The organism is Kitasatospora sp. NBC_00374, assembly GCF_041434935.1.
In the GTDB taxonomy this organism is placed as follows: Bacteria; Actinomycetota; Actinomycetes; order Streptomycetales; family Streptomycetaceae; genus Kitasatospora.
Genome location: NZ_CP107964.1, coordinates 8327515 through 8345634, shown reverse-complemented (window position 1 = coordinate 8345634; position 18120 = coordinate 8327515). Strand labels below are relative to the sequence as shown.

18 protein-coding genes are annotated in these 18120 nt (G+C 71.2%); 11 read left to right on the top strand and 7 right to left on the bottom strand.

The features are described 5' to 3' along the window. Positions 1–6 precede the first annotated feature (6 nt). Positions 7–537: an IS5 family transposase gene (locus OG871_RS36435; RefSeq protein WP_371502700.1), complete on the top strand. Its 531-nt coding sequence runs from the start codon at positions 7–9 to the stop codon at positions 535–537. A 138-nt stretch (positions 538–675) separates the two neighbouring features. Next, positions 676–1485, top strand: a complete 810-nt coding sequence (locus tag OG871_RS36430; RefSeq protein WP_371502699.1) for a DUF1963 domain-containing protein — start codon at positions 676–678, stop codon at positions 1483–1485. Between the two features lie 137 nt (positions 1486–1622). Here the strand turns inward: OG871_RS36430 and OG871_RS36425 are convergent, their stop codons facing one another. Together OG871_RS36425 and OG871_RS36420 are read right to left on the bottom strand one after the other, a co-directional pair. After that, positions 1623–2273 carry a hypothetical protein gene (locus tag OG871_RS36425; RefSeq protein ID WP_371502698.1) on the bottom strand — a complete coding sequence of 217 codons (651 nt, stop codon included), beginning with the start codon at positions 2271–2273 and terminating at the stop codon, positions 1623–1625. Between the two features lie 388 nt (positions 2274–2661). Further along, complete coding sequence (locus tag OG871_RS36420; RefSeq protein WP_371502696.1) at positions 2662–3366, bottom strand: hypothetical protein; 705 nt, start codon at positions 3364–3366, stop codon at positions 2662–2664. A 684-nt stretch (positions 3367–4050) separates the two neighbouring features. On the opposite strand from OG871_RS36420, the gene OG871_RS36415 reads away from it, so the two are divergent. Next, positions 4051–5115, top strand: coding sequence for a M4 family metallopeptidase (locus OG871_RS36415; protein ID WP_371502694.1), 1065 nt, complete (start codon positions 4051–4053; stop codon positions 5113–5115). A gap of 317 nt (positions 5116–5432) precedes the next feature. Here OG871_RS36415 and OG871_RS36410 read toward each other — a convergent pair whose 3' ends face one another. Both OG871_RS36410 and OG871_RS36405 read right to left on the bottom strand, forming a co-directional pair. Next, a complete protein-coding gene (locus tag OG871_RS36410; protein ID WP_371502692.1) occupies positions 5433–6686 on the bottom strand; it encodes a hypothetical protein in 1254 nt (417 codons plus the stop codon). Positions 6687–7012: 326 nt separating this feature from the next. Beyond that, a complete protein-coding gene (locus OG871_RS36405; RefSeq protein WP_371502691.1) occupies positions 7013–7735 on the bottom strand; it encodes an SDR family oxidoreductase in 723 nt (240 codons plus the stop codon). A gap of 96 nt (positions 7736–7831) precedes the next feature. On the opposite strand from OG871_RS36405, the gene OG871_RS36400 reads away from it, so the two are divergent. After that, the gene (locus OG871_RS36400) at positions 7832–8779 is read left to right on the top strand and encodes an AraC family transcriptional regulator (RefSeq protein WP_371502690.1); all 948 of its coding nucleotides are present in this window, start codon (positions 7832–7834) and stop codon (positions 8777–8779) included. A 434-nt stretch (positions 8780–9213) separates the two neighbouring features. Here the strand turns inward: OG871_RS36400 and OG871_RS36395 are convergent, their stop codons facing one another. Then, positions 9214–9342 carry a hypothetical protein gene (locus OG871_RS36395; protein WP_371502689.1) on the bottom strand — a complete coding sequence of 43 codons (129 nt, stop codon included), beginning with the start codon at positions 9340–9342 and terminating at the stop codon, positions 9214–9216. A gap of 170 nt (positions 9343–9512) precedes the next feature. On the opposite strand from OG871_RS36395, the gene OG871_RS36390 reads away from it, so the two are divergent. From OG871_RS36390 to OG871_RS36380, 3 genes are all read left to right on the top strand, one after another. Next, entirely contained in the window at positions 9513–9887 is a 375-nt protein-coding gene (locus OG871_RS36390; RefSeq protein ID WP_371502687.1) for a hypothetical protein, read from the top strand. Positions 9888–10170: 283 nt separating this feature from the next. Then, a complete protein-coding gene (locus OG871_RS36385; protein WP_371502685.1) occupies positions 10171–10455 on the top strand; it encodes a hypothetical protein in 285 nt (94 codons plus the stop codon). A gap of 601 nt (positions 10456–11056) precedes the next feature. Then, positions 11057–11635 (top strand): hypothetical protein, encoded by a 579-nt coding sequence (locus OG871_RS36380; RefSeq protein WP_371502683.1) that lies wholly within the window; start codon positions 11057–11059, stop codon positions 11633–11635. 240 nt (positions 11636–11875) lie between these two features. Here OG871_RS36380 and OG871_RS36375 read toward each other — a convergent pair whose 3' ends face one another. Next, positions 11876–12316: a hypothetical protein gene (locus OG871_RS36375; protein ID WP_371502682.1), complete on the bottom strand. Its 441-nt coding sequence runs from the start codon at positions 12314–12316 to the stop codon at positions 11876–11878. Positions 12317–12632: 316 nt separating this feature from the next. Continuing rightward, on the bottom strand, positions 12633–14036 hold the full coding sequence (locus tag OG871_RS36370) for a cellulase family glycosylhydrolase (protein WP_371502680.1): 1404 nt from the start codon (positions 14034–14036) through the stop codon (positions 12633–12635). A 459-nt stretch (positions 14037–14495) separates the two neighbouring features. Between OG871_RS36370 and OG871_RS36365 the strand changes: the two genes are divergently transcribed. From OG871_RS36365 to bla, 4 genes are all read left to right on the top strand, one after another. Further along, positions 14496–14831, top strand: a complete 336-nt coding sequence (locus OG871_RS36365; protein WP_371502678.1) for a hypothetical protein — start codon at positions 14496–14498, stop codon at positions 14829–14831. Between the two features lie 575 nt (positions 14832–15406). After that, positions 15407–15985, top strand: a complete 579-nt coding sequence (locus tag OG871_RS36360; protein ID WP_371502677.1) for a hypothetical protein — start codon at positions 15407–15409, stop codon at positions 15983–15985. A gap of 342 nt (positions 15986–16327) precedes the next feature. Beyond that, positions 16328–17050 (top strand): rhomboid-like protein, encoded by a 723-nt coding sequence (locus tag OG871_RS36355; protein ID WP_371502675.1) that lies wholly within the window; start codon positions 16328–16330, stop codon positions 17048–17050. Positions 17051–17119: 69 nt separating this feature from the next. Continuing rightward, a complete protein-coding gene (gene bla / locus OG871_RS36350) occupies positions 17120–18034 on the top strand; it encodes a class A beta-lactamase (RefSeq protein WP_371502673.1) in 915 nt (304 codons plus the stop codon). Positions 18035–18120 lie beyond the last annotated feature (86 nt).

Sequence of the window (18120 nt, the reverse complement as noted above, 5' to 3'; positions counted from 1 at the left end):
GGGGCCATGGGGAGTGGTGAGTGGGGATGGATCGTTCCTGACGGCTTGTGGGAAGTGGTCGAGCCACTGCTTCCTGCTGCTCGAGTGCGCCAACAGGGCGGTGGCACAGCCAAGGTGCATGTCCTGTCCGACCGCAACGGGCTGCCCCTCGTCATCGGCATCTCCTCCGCCGACACCCACGACCAGCACGGCCTGACGCCCCTGGTCGAAGTCCTCCCGGCGAAGCACGACCCCGAGCGAGGCCCGCACCTCCTTCCGCGCAAGCCGCACGCGGACAAGGCGTACGACAACTCCGAGCTGCGCACACGGCTTCGCAGACGGGGAATCCTGCCCCGAATCGCCCGCAAGGGCGTCGAGTCGAGCCAGACCCTCGGCCGCCATCGGTGGGTCATCGAACGCACCATGTCGTGGCTCACCGGCTACCGCCGGATCGCCCGACGCCACGAACGCGATCACCGCCAGCACCTGGCCTTCTGCGACCTCGCCGCCGCCATCACCTGCCACAAACGCCTGGCCGCGACCACGCTCCAAGGCTGATGCGGATCGCCGACAACTGCACGCCAGCAGCCACAGGAAGTCCGTGACCGCCCGCACCACGAGCCCCGCCTCCTCGGCTCGGCCGACGGCGCGTGGAATCCGGTGCGCCCAGCCCGGTGCGGCGGGTACGGTCCAGCGGTGACCCGTCGAACACCCCCGCGCCCGCTGCCCGTCGAGGAGCTCTTCCCCGAGGTGGTCCCCTTCCGGCGGGACACCGTGCGGCTGCATCCCCGGCGGGGCGAGCCGGCGCCCGGCGACAGCTCGCTCGGCGGCCCGCTGCTGTGGCCCGCGCGGGAACCGTGGCCGCTGTGCCCGGACCACCCGGGGTCGCCCATGGTCCCGGTCCTCCAGATCCACCGCGCCGACGTACCGGACCTCATGCCCTACCCCGCAGGGTGCGACCTCCTCCAGGTGCTCTGGTGCCCGCGGTCCCACGACGACGGGTGGGTGGTGCCCGCGGTGCACTGGCGGTCGGCCGCAGCCGTCGGGCCGGTGCGGCAGGCACCGCCGGCACCGGCGCAGGCGGGATACGGCTGCGTGCCGCGGCCCTGCGTCCTGCACCCCGAGCTGGTACCGGAGTACGCGAGTTGGGACCTCCCGCAGGAGCTCTGGGACAGGCTGGAGGACCGGATCGACGAGGTGCAGCGGGAGACGGGCTGGGACTACCAGGACCACCTCTCCACCGCGCCCGGGACCAAGCTCGGCGGCTGGCCCGGGTGGGGTCAGGATCCCCTGTGGCCGCGCTGCGCCGGCTGCCGGCGGCCGATGGACCACCTGCTGACGGTGGAGAGCACCGAGGAGAGCGACCCCCGGTGGGCGTGGACCCCGATCGAGGACCGCGACAGCGGATTCGACGGCGCCGACCTGAGCCTGGGCGACCTCGGCGGCGTGTATCTCTTCGAGTGCCGTAGCTGCCCCGACCGCCCGTTCACCCACCGCTTCGACTGATCGGGGCACGGCCGGGCGCGCCCCTCGCGGTCATCGCTCCGGCCCGGCGGAGGCCGGCCTCGTTGCACCGCCGAAACCGCCCCCGGTCGCCGGCCCCTCGGAGTTCCGACCGCTCGCCGCCAGCGCGGGCAGGCCGATCAGCGCTTGGCCGCGAACTCCGGGTCGACGACGATCGTCACCCACGGGGCGTGGCGCCGGACCGCGGCCAGCAGTCGTTCGGTGTCGAGCGGCCCGCCGTTGACCGTACGACTCGCGCTGCGCAGCTCGGCGGCCATGGCGGTGAGCGCGACGGAGGGCTCGGTGGTGGCGGAAGCGTCGGTGTCGGCTGCCGCCCGGCGGCGCGGTACCAGGCTGTGGCGGGGCAGTCGGGGCGAGCCGGGCAGGCGGTGGATGCCGACGTACGGCACGGTGACCGTGCGGACTCCGGCCTTGCTGCGGTGGATCCACAGCTCGACACCGCTGATCTCGCTCCACGGTACGAACGCCGTCGTCGCCGCGTACCGCAACGGGTGGCCGCCGAGCAGTACGCCCGCCGCGTCCACCCGGAGTGTCACCTTGCGGGTGGACGCGTTGTACGCCGTCAGCAGCCCGCCGAGCCCGAACAGCGGCAGGCCGACCAGCTGGACCACGAGCATCGGGAAGGGGAGCGGGACGCCGCCGAGACTGGCCGGCGCGCCGGGGTCGATCAGTGCCAGGGCGACGGTGAACAGCAGACCGTAGACCACCGTCGTGACGGCCCGTCGGCTCCATCCGTACCGGGCCTCGTAAACCTCTTCGGATATGTGCACGCCAGGAGTGTGCCACCCCGGCAGGGAGCAGGCGAAAGGACATCACGACACCCTTGACGATGACGGCCGTGCTGGGGCAGGCGAGCGCGCCGGTGACGACGCCGGGCCACATCGACGACCTCCCGGCCTGCGCGGCCGCGTGCCGGTGACGGCCTGGCCGAGGGGCGACGGGCGAGGCCGTGCAGTGGCGAACGCGGTCCGGGCCCCGGGCAGGACGACGCCTGGATCCGGCGGAGCGGACCCGCCCGCCGCCCACCCGCGGCGAGAGCGGCCCCACCCCGTACTGCTCGCGGGGCGGGGCCGTGCGTTCTCGGGACGGTCGGGACCGTACCGCGCCCGGTCGGCGGGCAGCGCGCACCCACCGCAGCGGCCGGCCGGCGACGGTCGGTCAGCCGGCCGGGACCGCCTGGTGGATGGCGGGCAAGGCGGCCCGGGCGGTGGCACCCAGACGGTCGAAGAGGTCGGCGGTGGACGCGGCGTCCCACGGGCGGCCGCGGTCGGCGAGGACGCGGACGCTGATCCGCAGGTTGTCGTGCCGGACTGTGAGCTCGAGGACGGCCTGGCTCTCGCTGCTCATGTTGTCGACGATCCGGTAGCCCTCGCTGCCGATGCCGGTCTGCGGCTCGTACCGGCCGTCCTTCGCGGACTCCTTGACGTCCTCGTCCCGGCCCGTCTCGAACTGCTGCTTCGCCGTGGCGCTGCCGGGCCAGACGGTGATGTAGGTGCGGACGGCCCCGCCGGGGCCGCTGTCGGCCCCCACGCGAAGCTTCTGCCCGCAGGAGGCCGTCCGGCCCGAGGACGGGTCGGGGCTCTTCTCCTCGGCCTGCGGGGCGCCTGCAGCCTTGCCGAGCACCGGCGCGAGGGGTGCGTAGTCGAGCAGCTTGCAGAGGCCGGCCACGTCGACCGGGGTGGCGTAGGTGGTGGGCCCGGCCGCGGCATCGGCCGCGGTGCCGGGAGTGCCGGCCCCGGAGGGCGCCGCGGCGGTCTGGTGCGTCGGCCGGGACTGCGCTTGGGAGGATGTGCCGGTGCAGGCCCCGGCCGTGCCGGCGAGGACGAGCAGGAGTACCGCAGGGGCGTGTCGTCGAATCCGCATGGCCCGGAGCCTAGCCACGGGGCCTGACAGCCGAGGCCGGAATCCCGTCCACCGCGGTGCCGGTGACGGTGTGTCCGGTCACGGGAAGCTATGCGGTACCTGGCCCAGGCCGAACAACGGCCGATGAGGCGGCCACGCCCGCCACGGCGCGGACGGGAACGGCCCACCCCCGAACTGCTCTCGGAGCGGGCCGGGTGCTTTCTCAGTGCGGACGGGACCGTACCGCACCCCGCCAGGCGGGCCGGCCACGCCCGCACGGCGCAGCCGGACCGACAGCCGGCTACCCGACCCGACCCGGGAAACGTCACGCCTCCTTCGCCCGCAGGCAGAAGGGACGGCGTGTTCGGAAAGCTCAACGGCCTCTTCGGCCGGCCCGCCACAGCTGCGGCGATCTCCCGCAGCGCGGCCGAGGAGCGGTCCGCGCCCAGCCGGCCGCCGGGCCGGGAGCCCTCCAGCAGGAACAGTCCGCCATGCGTGTGGTCGGCGGCCGTGGGGAGGCGGGCGTCGCGGGCCGGCGAGCGTGTGCTCCGTGCGACGACATCGGCAGCCCAGACGCCGAGCGGGTCAAGGTGCCGCCGGAGGACTTCCGGCAGAGGGCGATGACGTCCGGCTGTTCACACCCTAGGCAAGGCATCCCGCGTACGGCAGGATCCCGCGTTGTCCCCCGAGCGCTCAGGAGGAGCCTTGCCTCGTCCCACCCGTGCCCCCCGACTCGCCCTGGCCACCGCCACCGCCCTCGCCGCCCTGGCGGGCCTCGGCGCCGGCCCGGCGATCGCCAAGCCCTCGTCCTCCGCCCCCGGCGCGGTCGGCCAGGTCTTCATGGTCAACCCTGTCCAGTCCTCTGGCGACGAGAGCCTGACAGATGCGAAGGACTCGGCCTCCGCCGTGCCCTCCTCCGCCTATGCCGCGGTGACGCTCCGCAGCCTGGACGGCAGCGGCTACCTCGCGGGGAGGTGGGCCAACGTCCGCTCCGAGACCGGCGCTCCCGCGTACTCCGCCACCGGCGACTTCCGCTTCACCCGGGACGCCGACCAGTTCGAGCAGGTGATGGCGTACTTCTGGGTCAACGAGGCGCAGGAGTACCTGCAGGGCCTCGGCTTCGGCAGCGAGCTGCCCGGTGCCAACAACCGGGCCCAGGACGTCCGTATCAACCAGTGGGGCTCGGACAACTCCTTCTTCACCGACAAGAAGGGCGAGATCCGCTTCGGCAAGGGCGGTGTGGACGACGCCGAGGACGCCGAGGTCATCGTGCACGAGTACGGCCACGCCGTCCACGAGGCCCAGGTACCCGGCTTCGGGAGCTCGCCAGAGGCCGGCGCGATCGGCGAGGCCTGGGGTGACTACCTTGCCGTCGAGGTGAGCAACGCCGCCGACGCCAAGTACGGCTGGCCGCGGAAGACCGCCGACGCCTGCGTCGCGGACTGGGACTCCACCGGCTACACCGCGGGCCCCGTCCACTGCCTGCGCCGCCTCGACACCGGCAAGGTGTACGGCGACCGGGTCGGCGAGGTGCACGCCGACGGCGAGATCTGGTCGCAGGCGCTGTACGACATCCGCAAGGCGCTCGGCGCGCGGACGGCCGACCGGATCATCGTCAACGCCCAGTTCTCCTTCGCGCCGGACACCACGTTCAGCGCCGCCGCGCTGACCACCGTCGCCACCGCGCGGTCGATGTACGGCGACCCGGCTGCGGAGACGGTCCGCCAGGCCTTCGTGGCACGCCAGATCCCCGGGCTCCAGGTGCACTGATCACGAGCGTTCTTGACGGCGGTCGGGCTTGATCGTGGCGAACACCCTGTGCCGGCCTGGCCGGTCGGCGGCGCGGCACCTGGTCCGCCCGCGCCGAGGCCTGCTCAGGCCGGCACCGGTACCTGATCAGGCGGGGTCCCAAAGGATGTCCCCGGCCATCCCGCGCATGAGTGGGGGTGATGGCACGAGGCGGATTCTGCCCGTACTCCATCGCACCGGACAGTGTGCCGGGCGGTGGCCTGCCCGAGAGCGCCAGATGGATGGAGCACCTGCTGGTCGGTGCGTTCCAGCGTCTGCATCGGTCACCGCAGTGGCGATCACACCTGGCCGTCACCTTGGGCCTTCCCGTGCGTGACGTCTCCCGGAGTCCCGTTCGCCTGCGGGCGGACGCGATCCAGAGCGGGACGCAGGCCGGTCTCCAGCATCGCGCGGACCCGCTCTCCGTGGCGCCGCCCAGCGCGGGCGGTGTCGAACAGGACGAGGTGAGCCGTCCAGTCGTGGTCGAAGTAGACCGCACCTCTGAAAGCCGCGCCATCCGAGGCAACGGCGTCTCCGCCCGCCCTGGGAAAGGGTGGCAGGAGCTGCTCAGGCCGCAGGGGGTGATCGGTGGTCATCAACGGCGCCGATGCCAGATCCCGCAGCTGCTCGTGGGCCAGGGAGCGGAACTCCTCGTACGTCGGCTCGTCCATCGGCACCATCAGGACCAGGCGTTCGGGGGGAAGGATGCGTACGGCCTCCATGAGTTCCCACATCAACCCCGGCCCCGTGCCGAGCGCCATCACGACCGGTCTGGCGCGCTCCATCAGCTGCCGTACGGTGTCCTGCCAGTCGTCGAGCGGCAGGTACAGTCGCCGGGCGCCCACCAACGGCAGGTGCTCGCCCGGCCGGCCCACGGCCACCAGCGGCGCCACGGACGCCAGCGCAGCCGCCAACTGCTCCTCGTCCGTCCTGCCGGACAGGAGCAGATCCGGCAGGACGGCTCCCGGGCCCGGTGGATGACTCTGGTTCTCCTCCAGTGAGGCCCTACGGAGGTCGTCGTCGAACGAGCGCAGGTACAGCACGTAGGAGTCGGCGCCGAGCTCCTGAGGAGAGTTGATGACCTCGACCAGGTGCTTCCGGCCGACAACACCGAGGGCGCGCCCGAGTCGGAACAGCTCGACGCTTGCCACCGCCGTGGCGGGTAGCACGATGAACCTGTCCCACCACGGAATGGAGGCGCCCCCATCGTGACTCATCCAGCCGATCAGGACGAAGGTGAAGTCGATGGCGAGGAGCAGTGCCAGTGCCTCGCCCGCCCTCGGCCAGGGCAGCGGTCTGCGCCGGGCGATCAGGTAGCCGGTGCGGACGGCGGCGCCCGCTCCGGCGAGTGCGCTGACGGCCACGACAGCGTCCCACCAGGGCGGTGAGAGGTCGAATGCCACCGCGGGAACGGAGCTCTTGGACAGCTGCCAGCGCCACATGCCCAGCAGTCCGCCGAAGGCACCGACCAGTCTGATCAGCACCCCGGCAGCCAGCAGGGCCCAGCCCTTGACCCGCGACTGGTCGGGCAGGCCTGCTCTTCGCTCCGTCATACCCGTCGGCGCCCCGAACGTTGGATGTTGCGCACCCGCACCCCCCGGTGAGTGGAACCGCGCGGGGTGGACCGCGGCGATTTTCCCCGAAATAGTGGCAGAGCGACCCGGCGAGTGGAAGACCGTCTGCCTACACGGCTGCCCGTGACCATCCGGCGCCCGAGGTGTCAACTCCTGTCCTTCCTCAGCAGGTTGGGTCGGATTAGGGGACTGAGCTGACTCGTCCGACGCTGCCGGTGGTCACTCGGGGCTCCTCGGGTTGTGACCGCCCCGGCGTGGGCGGTCACAGGTCGCCGCAGTGCCCTTCGCGGGCGGGCGGGAGGTTGTCAGGCCAGTGCGGCTCCGCCGTCGAGGGTGAGCACCGTGCCGGTCGCGTAGCCGTTGCTCAGGAGGTAGAGGTAGGCCGCCGCAGCCTCCTCGGGGCTGCCGACGCGCTGCACGGGAAGGCCGCTGCCTTGCGCTCGGAGGAAGGCCTCCGGCTCGGGCACGGTGCTGTCCCAAAGCTCGGTGCGGATCGCGCCGAGGCGGACCGCGTTGACCCGCAGTGGGGCGAGTTCCAGGGCTAGGGCTCGCGTCAGCCCCTCGACGGCTGCTGTGATGCTTGCGCCGAGCGAGGCTCCGGGGGCGGGCCGGATGGCGAAGGCGCCGGAGGTGAAGGCGATCGAGCCGCCGGGACGGAGCTTCGGCGTCGCGTACTTCGCGGCGAGCAGGGCACCCCAGAAGCGGCGCTCGAAGAACGCTCGGGACTCCTCGGCGGTGAGGTCGGCGAGCGGCTTCAGCAGCAGGGACTCGCCCGCCGTGTAGACGAGGTGGTCGAACTCGCCGATCCGGTCGAAGAAGGCGGCGAGCGCGGCCTCGTCGGCGACGTTCAGCAGGATGCCTTCGGCCGGGCCACCGAGCTTCTTCACCGCCACGTCGACCCGGCCCTGGCTGCTGGAGGCGACGACCACGTTCGCGCCCTGAGTCGCCGCGGCCTGCGCAACGGCGAATCCGATGCCGGAGGTACCACCTATGACGACGACACGCTGGGTGTCTGCTGTGTTGTTCATAGCGAGGACGCTACGTGTCACTAGCGAGACTATGAATGGCCTTAAGTCTCGATTCTTTGTCTGATCGTCTCGACCTCAGCACGCTATGGTGAGTGTGTGGACATACTCAGCGACACGCTTGCGGCCCTGCGCACCGGGCGTCCGTCTGTTGTCCGTACCGACGCGCAGGCGCCGTGGGGTGTGCGCTTCCAGCCCATCGCGGGAGCCGGATTTCACGTCGTCGTCGAAGGACACTGCTTTCTCCTGCCGGTCGGCGGCGATCCGATAGCCCTGGGCCCCGGCGACGTCGTGTTCCTGCGGCGCGGCACCGATCACGCCATCTGTGACGCGGTCACCAGCGAGCTGGTCGCCTTCGAACCCGACCGCGTCGACACCTCCTCGCCGATCGGGCGTTTCACCGTCGAGGGCGACGGCGCTCGCAGCGTGCTGGTATGCGGGGCCTACCACCTCGACATCGACCGGCCGCATCCGCTGCTCGGCGACCTCCCGGAGGTCATCCACCTCCCGGCCAGCCCCGGTCGCCATCCGGCGCTGCGCTCGGCGGTCGACCAGCTCTGCGCCGAGATCCACCAGCCTCAGCCGGGTTCGGACTCAGTGGTCACGACGCTCGTCGATCTGCTGCTTCTCTATATTCTGCGGTCCTGGTACGCCGAGTTGCCCAGGGAGCAGACGCAGGGCTGGGCCTCGGCACTGAACGACCCGTTGATCGCCCCGGCGCTGAAAGCGATCCACGACGACCCGGCGCATCCGTGGACCGTCGAATCGCTGGGGAGCCGGGCCGGGCTGTCGCGCGCCGCGTTCGCCCGGCGGTTCACCACGGTGGTCGGCGAGCCGCCGCTCAGCTACCTGACGACGTGGCGGATGGCCGTCGCGGCGCGGATGCTGCGCGAGACGGTCGACTCGCTGAGCGCCGTGGCCGAGAACGCCGGCTACACCTCGGAATTCGCGTTCGCGAAGGCGTTCAAGCGGCACTTCGGCGCCCCGCCTGGGGCATATCGGCGGGAGCGGCGGACAGCGTCGGCTTCGCTGTCGGTGCCGGTTTGATTCTCTTGGGCGGGAGTCTGGGTTCTTGATCGTTCGCCAGCGTGTCGTCAGCGGCTGACTTCGAGGTTGGTCAGGACGAGCAGGGCGCGCAGGAGGCCATCGTCCCGTTGGCCTGCTTGTGGCCGGCAGTGAGCTTGCGGGCCCGGGTGGCCCTGTAGCCGGTGATGATGACCTGGTCGTCAGGGTTCTTTGGCTTGTCGACGCCGATGAAGCCGAGGTCGGCGAGCGCGCCGAGGCCTGCTGCCTTGAGGCGCTCGACGATTTTGTCGCGGCGGGCCGCGGTGGCGTCGTGGGTGCGGCCGGGGCGGGCGACGGAGATCCAGACCAGCCCGCAACGCCAGTCCCTCTGACCAGCACGTTCGAAGATGGCGAAGCCTCGCTGATTGGGGTCAGCGCTTGTGTGCAGCGGCGATTGCGGTTGTCCGCCTTGGTGGTCATCTCGCGCCAGTCGGCTCGTAGGAGAGGGCGGCCGTGCCCTCTCGGAGGGCGGTGGTCATCGGGTTGTCGTGCGAGACCGCGACGTCGATGAGATCGTCGCCGGTGAGGCGATACCAGGCCCGCATCTGCCGCAGGCGGGTGGCCTCCGACAGCGGTGGGTCCGGGAGCCCCAGAACTGCACCAGGGAGCGCTGGGAAGTGATCTGCCCGGCACCGGTCCCCGGACGGCGGATAATGGCCCGGGGCCGCAGACCAGATACGCCGGCGGCTTCGATCGATGGAGAGGCAGAGGACGAATGACCCTGGAGGAAGGCCTGCGCGTCAGGCTGGCGGAGGACCTCGGGATCGGTGAGGCAGTCGCCGGGGAGCCCGGGGCCGTCGTCGGATATTTCTCGCTGGGAGCCGGGATCGAGGGCACCGTCGAGCGGGTGGACGGGGAACTCCCGGAGAGCGAGGAGGTCCGTGAGTACCAGCGGCTCAAAGCGCTGTTCGAGGACTACGGGCACACCATGCCGGTGGCGAGCCGGGAGCGGCTGGAGGCGAAGATCGCCGCGCTGGAGCTGGAGTGGGCCGCGTACCGGGAGCAGGGGAGGCGGGTGACGGTCCGGGTCCGGTTGGACAACGGCTTCGTCCTCGACGGAGCGCACCAGGACATCCTCACCCCACTGTGAAGGAGGACGTCCTGGTGCAACGGCGGTAGACCTGGTGTTGGGCTCCGCTGCAGTACTGGTCCTCCCGTCGGGCCGGCGGCCGGCCGCTGGCCGAGGACAACGGCGACAGCACACCGCGGTGCGGTGACTGCCCGGGCACCGGAGCGGGCCGGAAGCCGCCGTTCGGATCCCCCACGGTCCCCCTTCCGGTGATTTCCGCACACGTCGCGTACGCCGCACGTCCCACGACGGGTACACCGTCTCCGCAGATGACGGCCCAGCGATACAAGTGAGGAGATCAGCCATGTATGCGGTGGTTCGGCGGTACGAAGGGGTGACCGAGCCGGCCGAGGCGGGACGCCGGGTGCAGGAGGAGTTCGTGCCGCTCCTCCGCCAGGTCCAGGGTTTCGTGGCGTACTACTGGGTCGACGCCGGGGGCGGGGTGATGGTCTCGACGAGTGTCTTCCAGGACCGGGCCGGCGCCGAGGAATCGACCGCCAGGGCGACGGACTTCGTGCGGGACCGCCTCGCCTCCCTGCTCCCCAACCCTCCCCAGGTCACGGCCGGCGAGGTCGTGGCCCATTCGTAGTGTCCTGCCGGACGCGGCACCGCTGTGACAGCGTCCTGCCGCGGCGCGGACCCTCGCCTGCACCGGGCGGCCGTCGCACGGTTCACGGACGGCGAAAGCGGCTTGGATCGGGCTTCCGGCCGGGGCGCCGGTGAGGAAGTGCGCCAGGGGGCGGCGGTACCCGGCCGCCCGAACAGGGTTATCGGAGTGGCGAGTTCGATGCCCTCGTCCAGCGCCCCGTAGCATTGCCGTGAGCAGGTCCGCACCGTGGTCGACGTGCAGATGCGAGATCCAGATCGCGTCCGACTCGTCCAGCCGCACGTGTCGTTGCCACCGGGCCGGCGTTCCGCTGGCCGCATCGACCCCACACGCAACCGGTCCGGCAATGCGGGGCTGCGATCCCGGCGCGCCGCTCGTCGGCCGTTCCGATGTCCCGCACGGTCGCCCCTCTCGCGAAGGTCCGCCTTGCAAGTCTCCAGCTCGGGCTGCCGAGCATGCCGTACCGATGCGGTAACTAGTTTCCATAATGGCAACCAATCGCTACGCTGCACATCGCCCGGCACCTTCCGATGCGGGTGGCTGGAACGCTCCGCGGCGACAAGGGCAGACGGGGGTGTCGGACATGAACGGCGAGCAGTGGGCGGCGATTTCGGCCAGGATCGATGCCGAGCGTGAGACGGCGCGGGACCGGGCCAAGGCGCGGGGCGAGGAGTACGCGACGGTCCTCCCGGGGATCAGCTGGGACGTCGGCGCTCCGATGCCCCACCTGTTCAGTTCCGGCCATCGCACCTTCGTCCTGTTCCGTCCCCATCAGCCGACACCCGGCTGGGACGGAACATGGAGCCGTCCCGTCGACACCACCGACCCGGCGCGAGTCGGCCTGAGCGTGATCGAGTTCGTCCTCACCTACTCGGTCAGGTTCGGCGGCCCCAACGACGAGGCACTCCACGGCCACCCCTTGTCTGACCGCGGACTGGAGCCCTACCGAGCCCACGAGGTCCACAACTCGAGTTGGATCACGGAGGCGGAACGCATCAACTCCGTCCACAGCGGACACCTGGGCGGCTGGCACCGACGCATGCGCCACTACGTGCTGACCTTCCACGACCAGACCCTCGAATGCCTCGCAAAGGATCTGCGCCTGGAGCAACTCACCTGCGCGTTTCCCGAGGCGGTCGGCCAGGTCGCCGCCATGCTCTAGGTGTACCCGGGGGCCCGCCCGTAGTTGGGATCGCCCCGACGCGCCGGACTGCCAGGATCAGAACACGGGCTTGGCGGCTACCGGACTGGTGCCGCGTCACCGGCTTCGGGGACAGGGTGCACGGCGTGGCCGGAGCCCCCAGCCTGCCGCCGCGCCACCGCGGTCGCCCCGCCGAGTGCGCGGCCCGGAGCAACCGTTCAGCCAAGCAGCTGCGCAGCGGGCCATTGCCAGCCCGAAGCTTCAGGCGGGTTCGACGGTCAGGACCGCCATGCCGTGCAGCAACCGGCCCGTCGCCCGGGCCTCGGCCAGCGCGGCGGTGAACGCCGCACGCCTGCTGTCCGCGGCCGCGTCCGGATCGGAGGCAGGCAGAGTGGCGGGCGGCGCCATCACGACGACCACTCCGCCACGACCCTCCGCCGCCGACAACCACCGCGTCGAGAGGACGGCCGGGACAGCGGGTTCCCAGGTCCGGCGTCCACCCACCAGCACCAGACGGACCAGCGCTCCGTCCCCCACATGGACCTCGGCTGTCGTAGCCGGTGGCTCACCCGCGGCCACGACGAACCCGCTGTCCACCGCGTCCCCCGCCAGCTGCTCGTACAGCGGCGAGCCCACCTCCATCAAGGCCTCCGCGAACGGCGGCCCGAAGGCCGCTTCGCGCACCACGAACACCCATCGCACCGGCGCGGGAATCCCGCGCTCGTTCACCGGACCGCTCACACCCGGTGCAACGACGCGGGCGCCGTCCGCGTATCGGCCGGGCCCAGCCAGCACCCCGGTCGGCCGGAGGACACAGGCAGCCCGCCCGGCGCCGCAGCTCCTGGACCAGTACGACTTCTCCCCCACTCGGGTGACCCCGCCGCCTGACGGACCACCAGGATCCGGTGGGCGCGGGCGACCACGCGGACGGCCTGGGCCTGAGCCTGGTCGCTGTCCCCGGCGATCGGCCGCAGCCGGGCAGGGTCGATGCGGAACCTCAGCTGGCCTCGGGTTCCGATCACCGTCGCGTCACGGTCACCTGCACGGTGTCCTGCCCGGGGCTGGTGACGAGTTGAAGCAGCCGGGCATCGGGCGCCGACACGACGTCGGCGCCCTGGCTTTCGACCCGGTAGCCATCGGGGTAGTTACTCTGCGGCAGAGACACCTCGGTGCGGACTCCACGGGCGAAAGGCTGACCGGAATCGGCGCGGCGGGCGCTGTATCGGATGGTGAACGTCCCGGTCGCGCTGTCGTAGTGCCACTGCTGCGGGGTGCCTGCGACGGCACGTGGATACGGCCGGACGATCGCCGGGTCCATCAGGTTGGGGCCGGTGGGCGGCTCCTGGGGATGACCGGGTGTCTGATTCTGCGGTTGGGACCAGAACATCCAGGACGCCATGTTGTCGTCGAATCGATCGGTGAGACGAGTCAGCCTCGCCGAGTCCTTGGTCGCGCCGAACTCGGTCACCACCCCGACGACGCCGTCGACGGCGGCGCGATCCAATCCGTTGCTCACACAGGTGTCGACCGGGCCGGAGCAGTAGTCGTGAAAGCTCATCCCGGCTCTCGGATCGCCGGTTGGATTCGGCATCCAGTTCGGCGTACCGAAGTCGTTGGTCAGGGACGGCTCGTAGAACAGCAGGTGTTGCCGGTCGACTCGGCGGATGGCGGTCATGACCTTTGCCTCGAACGGCGCGAGCACACCGCTCTCGAATCGGGGGCAGCCGTTCGGGAAGCATGTCGGGTATTCCCAACCGGGCCACGGCTCATTGATCAGGTCGTAGCCCAGAACGTACGGCTGGTCCGCGAAGCGTTGCACGACATGCGCCCACATGGCCGCATAGTGTTCCTGCAGCCCGACGCCATCAGGCGCGGCATGGTCGTGCCAGAAGTTCGTCCATGTCTGGTTCTGTGCGGGGCTCGTGAAGTAGACCAGGGGAAAGCCCGGGTTCGGCTGCACCGGGAACCCGTCGGTGAACGTCGCCCAGTCGGGGAACCCGCTCCAGCTCGCGCCCACCGATTCGTTGAACGCGTCCTGATGGGAATCGACGAGGCTGTAAATGTTGTACCGGGCCAGTAACTGCTGGGTCTGCTTGATCTGCTCGATGTAGTTGTCGTCGTAAACTCCGGGCTGCGGCTCGACCGCGTTCCACGCGAAACCCAGCCGCACCGCGTTGAAACCGTTCTCCGCCAGGAACTGGGCGTCCTTCTCGCCGAAGCCGCCCGCTGCGGGGAAGTACGGCGGGTTCTTGTAGACCATGTTCACGCCGTGCAGGGTGACCACCCGGCCCTGGTCGTCGGTGAGCCAGCGGCCCGCGTGCCCCAGTTCGGGAGCCGCCGGTGTCGCCGCGGCCGGTGTGGTCAGCCCCAGCACCAACATGACCAACGCGATGCATCGCGCTGTCGAGGACATGATGGTCATCGCACAAACCTTTCGGCGAGTATGCGCCGACGGCATCTCTACGGCGCTGACGACTGGAGCGAGAAGGCATTGCGGTCGAACCGGCGGTAACCCGCGGGGATACTGGCCCGGTGCACTGATGCGGAAATGCTATACACCGTTGGCCGGATTCGGTCACGACACCCCGCTGAACGTCGACGCCCGAGCCCTGCGGGGGACGGGCTGACCGCAGTCGACGACGCCGCCGACCTCACCTGCTGCTCGCCGGGGTGGCCGAGGTTCCCGGCATCGAACGGGGGATCCCCGCCGGCGTAGCGGGCTCGCGGCCGGCCGCAGGGATGGCCCGTGCCGCCGCCGGCATCGACCGCACGGTGCGTCAGGCCGCGATGCGGGCACAGTGGTACGAGGAGGGCTTGACGAACCTCTGTAGCTGCTCAAGTCCCTTGCTGTACACGTCACACGACGGCAACGATGATCGGTATGACTGGATTCCTGGGACTGAACACAAAGCACAACTTCGTACTGCTCATCCGGGAGACGGACACGGTCGCGGCCGCCCTGCGCCAGGCGCTGGCCGAGGCTTCGCCCGAGGAGCGTCCGGGTCTGGAACGCGCCGCCGCACTCGTCGAGTCCACCGCCGGCGCCACCGAGACCCAGCTCCGCGCCCGCTGGGTCCGCTCCCGGCTGGCCGCCGTGGGTTTCACGGGTGACATCAAGTCGGTCGCTGCGGTGAAGGCCCTGCGGCAGGCGGAGCCGAAGCTGAGCCTGCTGGCGGCGGTGCAACTACAGAAGGACGCAGTGGCAGCTCCCGAGTGACCTGCCGAGCCGGAGCGACCTGCTGAGCGGCGCCCGACCGATGGCGGATGCGACCATTCCACGCCGCCCCGGCGGCAGGGCGGGAACCCCCTCGGGACGCCCCGCCTCCCGTGTTCTGCACCCGGACGGCCCCGCCTGCCGACGTGGCCGATCCGGCCGGGGCCGAACACCGGGGCAACAGGGGCCGGACGCAGCGTGCGGCAGGTCGCTGTGGGCGGCTTCAGGCCCCGCCGCGCTCTGGGGCCCTGCGACGGGGTCACCGCAGGCACCGGCCTGCGGCCCGGGGCGTCCGCCCGGTCACCGGTGGAGGCATCCTCCGTATTCGCCCGTTCGGTGCGGGGGTTGGCCGCCGAGGACAACAAAGCCCCGGCCCGGGCGGTGTCGGTGGCCGGCGATAGATTTCTCCCGGGCCGGACGGACAGGAGACCGGCCTCTCCGGATCGCCCACCCGCTGACGGGAGAACCCTGCTCCGGGCCGGGGCGACCGGCGCCGCACCACCCTACGCAGGAGACATATGAGACCCCGTTTCTCGAGGACGCGCCGTGCGGCCTCCGCCCTCGTCATAGCGGCGGCCGTGGGAATGCTGGCCGCCCCGGCGGCGCAAGCGGCCCCGACGGGCATCACCAACCCCGGTTTCGAGGCCGGGAATACGAGCTGGAACCAGTTCTCGACCCCGTTCGGCGGCATTCCGCTGATCAACGCCTCCCCGACCCATCCCGCCCACTCGGGCTCCTGGAAGGCCGAGTTGGGCGGACGCGGCTTCACCGGTGTGAACCGCATCTCGCAGCAGCTGGCCGTCCCCGCCTACCGTGTGCCGGTTCTCAGCTTCTGGCTGCGCATCGACCCGCAGACCCCGGCGACCATGGGCTACCGTGAGCTGGACGTCGAGGCGACCACGCAGGACGGCACGTCGTACCTGCTGGCCAGTCGCACCAACAAGGACTCGAACGGCGCCTACGAGAAGGTCACCCTGACTCTCCCCGACGCCTTCTACTCCTCGTCGGAGCAGCAGGTGAACCTGTCGTTCCTGGTGGTCGAGGACAGCTCCAACAAGCTGCCCTTCCTGGTGGACGACGTGACGATGGACTTCCGGCTCAAGGTCTTCCGTCCCTGGATCCCGCCGGTGATCCTCCGCCCGACGACCGGGCTCTGACGGTCCCGGGCCCCGTCCGCCGGAGCCGCGTGAGCAGCCTGCCACGCCCGGCCGCCCTGCGGGCGGGAGCCCGGTCCAGCCCGACCGCCCACGCCCACGCCCACGCCCACGCCCACGCCCACGCCCACGCCCACGGTCCCAGCCGGCCGGCCGGGGCGAGATCACGGGCGGCACCTGCCCGGCCGCGCCCTGACCCGGTTCGGCGATCGCCTGTCGCGGGGCGCGGCGGGCCAGGATTTACGGGGACGTTACACGCGTGCGCGAAGATCACCACGGGCCGGCCGGCAGACGCGGTCGGCCATCCGCCCGCGCAGCGCACACCGTTCAGGAGAGATCCACACCATGCGCCATCAAATCGGCCGGGACCAGACGCCGGCCGCCAGGTCGAGCCTGTCCCTGCAGACGCTGGCCCAGCTGCCGCGCCGTACGCCGGCGACCCTCGGCTGGCTCCTTCTGCTGGGGGCGGGCACGGCTGTGGTCAAGGGCATGCTGGCCGAGGAGACCTCGCAGCGGGTACTGGAGGCGATCAGCACCAACCCGGACAACCTCGCCCGGCATCCGCTGCTCTGCCTGACCGCCAGCCCGTTCGTGGCGGCCGACGGCACATGGCTGGACCACCTGCTGGTCGTGGGCCTGGGCCTGACCATCTGCCTCGGCCTGCTGGAGTGGCGGATCGGGACGGTACGGGCGCTGGCGGCGGCCGTGTCGGGACACCTCGGCGCCACCCTGCTCACCGCGGTGGTCGTGGTGGCCGCGGTCGACGCGGGGAGGTACCCCGCCGAGGTCATGCACGCGCTCGACTACGGCGTCAGCTACGCATCGATCGCGGCCATCGCCGCCGTCACCCCGCTGCTGCCGCGCCGCATGCGACGCTGGTGGGTCGCGGCGGCCGTGCTCTATCCGCTGACGCTGGCCGACTGGTACGGCCTGCTGCCGGACTTCACCACCGTCGGCCACATCCTCTCCGCCGCGATCGGACTCGTGGCGGGCACGGCTGCCGTCACCCTTCGGCGGCGCGGACGTCGACCGGCGGGAACGGACCCGCGCGGAGCCGCGTCCCCATAAGGGACGAATGAGGCCGGACAGCCCGAAAGGGACGGCCGTCCTGCCCGGTGGCCGCATGCGCAGAGGAGAATGGTCATGGAATTGCGTCCGAGTCGGCGTGGGGTTCTTGCCGGGGCCGCCGCCACGGCCCTCACCCTTGTTCTCCCCGCCGGGGGAAGGGCCCTCGCGCAGGGCATGGACGACGAGGGGATCGCCGGGCAGCTGCGCGCCCTTGAGCGGACGCATTCCGCGCGTCTGGGGGTTTTCGCATACGACACGGCCACGGGCAGGACGGTGTCCCACCGTGCGGACGAGCTGTTCCCGATGTGCTCGACGTTCAAGACGATCGCCGTGGCTGCGGTCCTGAGGGACCTCGACCGACACGGGGAGTTCCTCGCCAGGCGCATCCGGTACGCGGAGAACGACGTCACGGCCTCGGGCTACGCGCCGATCACGGGCCTGCCCAAGAACCTCGCGGGCGGCATGACCGTCGCGGACCTGTGCGCGGCCGCCATCGACCACAGCGACAACGGGGCGGTCAATCTTCTGCTGCGCGAACTCGGCGGCCCGACGGCGGTCACCCGTTTCTGCCGTTCCATCGGAGACGAGGTGACCCGGCTCGACCGGTGGGAGCCCGAGCTGAACTCGGCAGAGCCGGGACGCGTGACCGATACCTCAAGCCCCCGCGCGATCGGCCGGAGCTACGCCCGCCTCGCCCTGGGAGACGCTCTTGAACCGCGGGACCGCGAGAGGCTGACCGGGTGGCTGCTCGCCAACACGACCAGCGGCAACCGCTTCCGTAAGGGACTCCCCAAGGGCTGGACCGTCGCGGACAAGACCGGTACCGGTGGCTACGGCACCACCCATGACGTGGGTATCGCCTGGCCGCCCGGCCGGGGACCGATCGTGATGGCGGTCCTGTCCACCAAGGACGGCGCCGCCGCGGCCGCGGACGAGCCACTGGTCGCCGACGCCGCCGCGTTGCTGGCAGCAGCGCTGGTCTGACCGCCGGCAGGGCCAGCCCGGGCGGATGGCGACATGACGCTTCACCTGAGAAGCGCGTGCGAGGCCGGATCTCGAAGCCGGCCAGC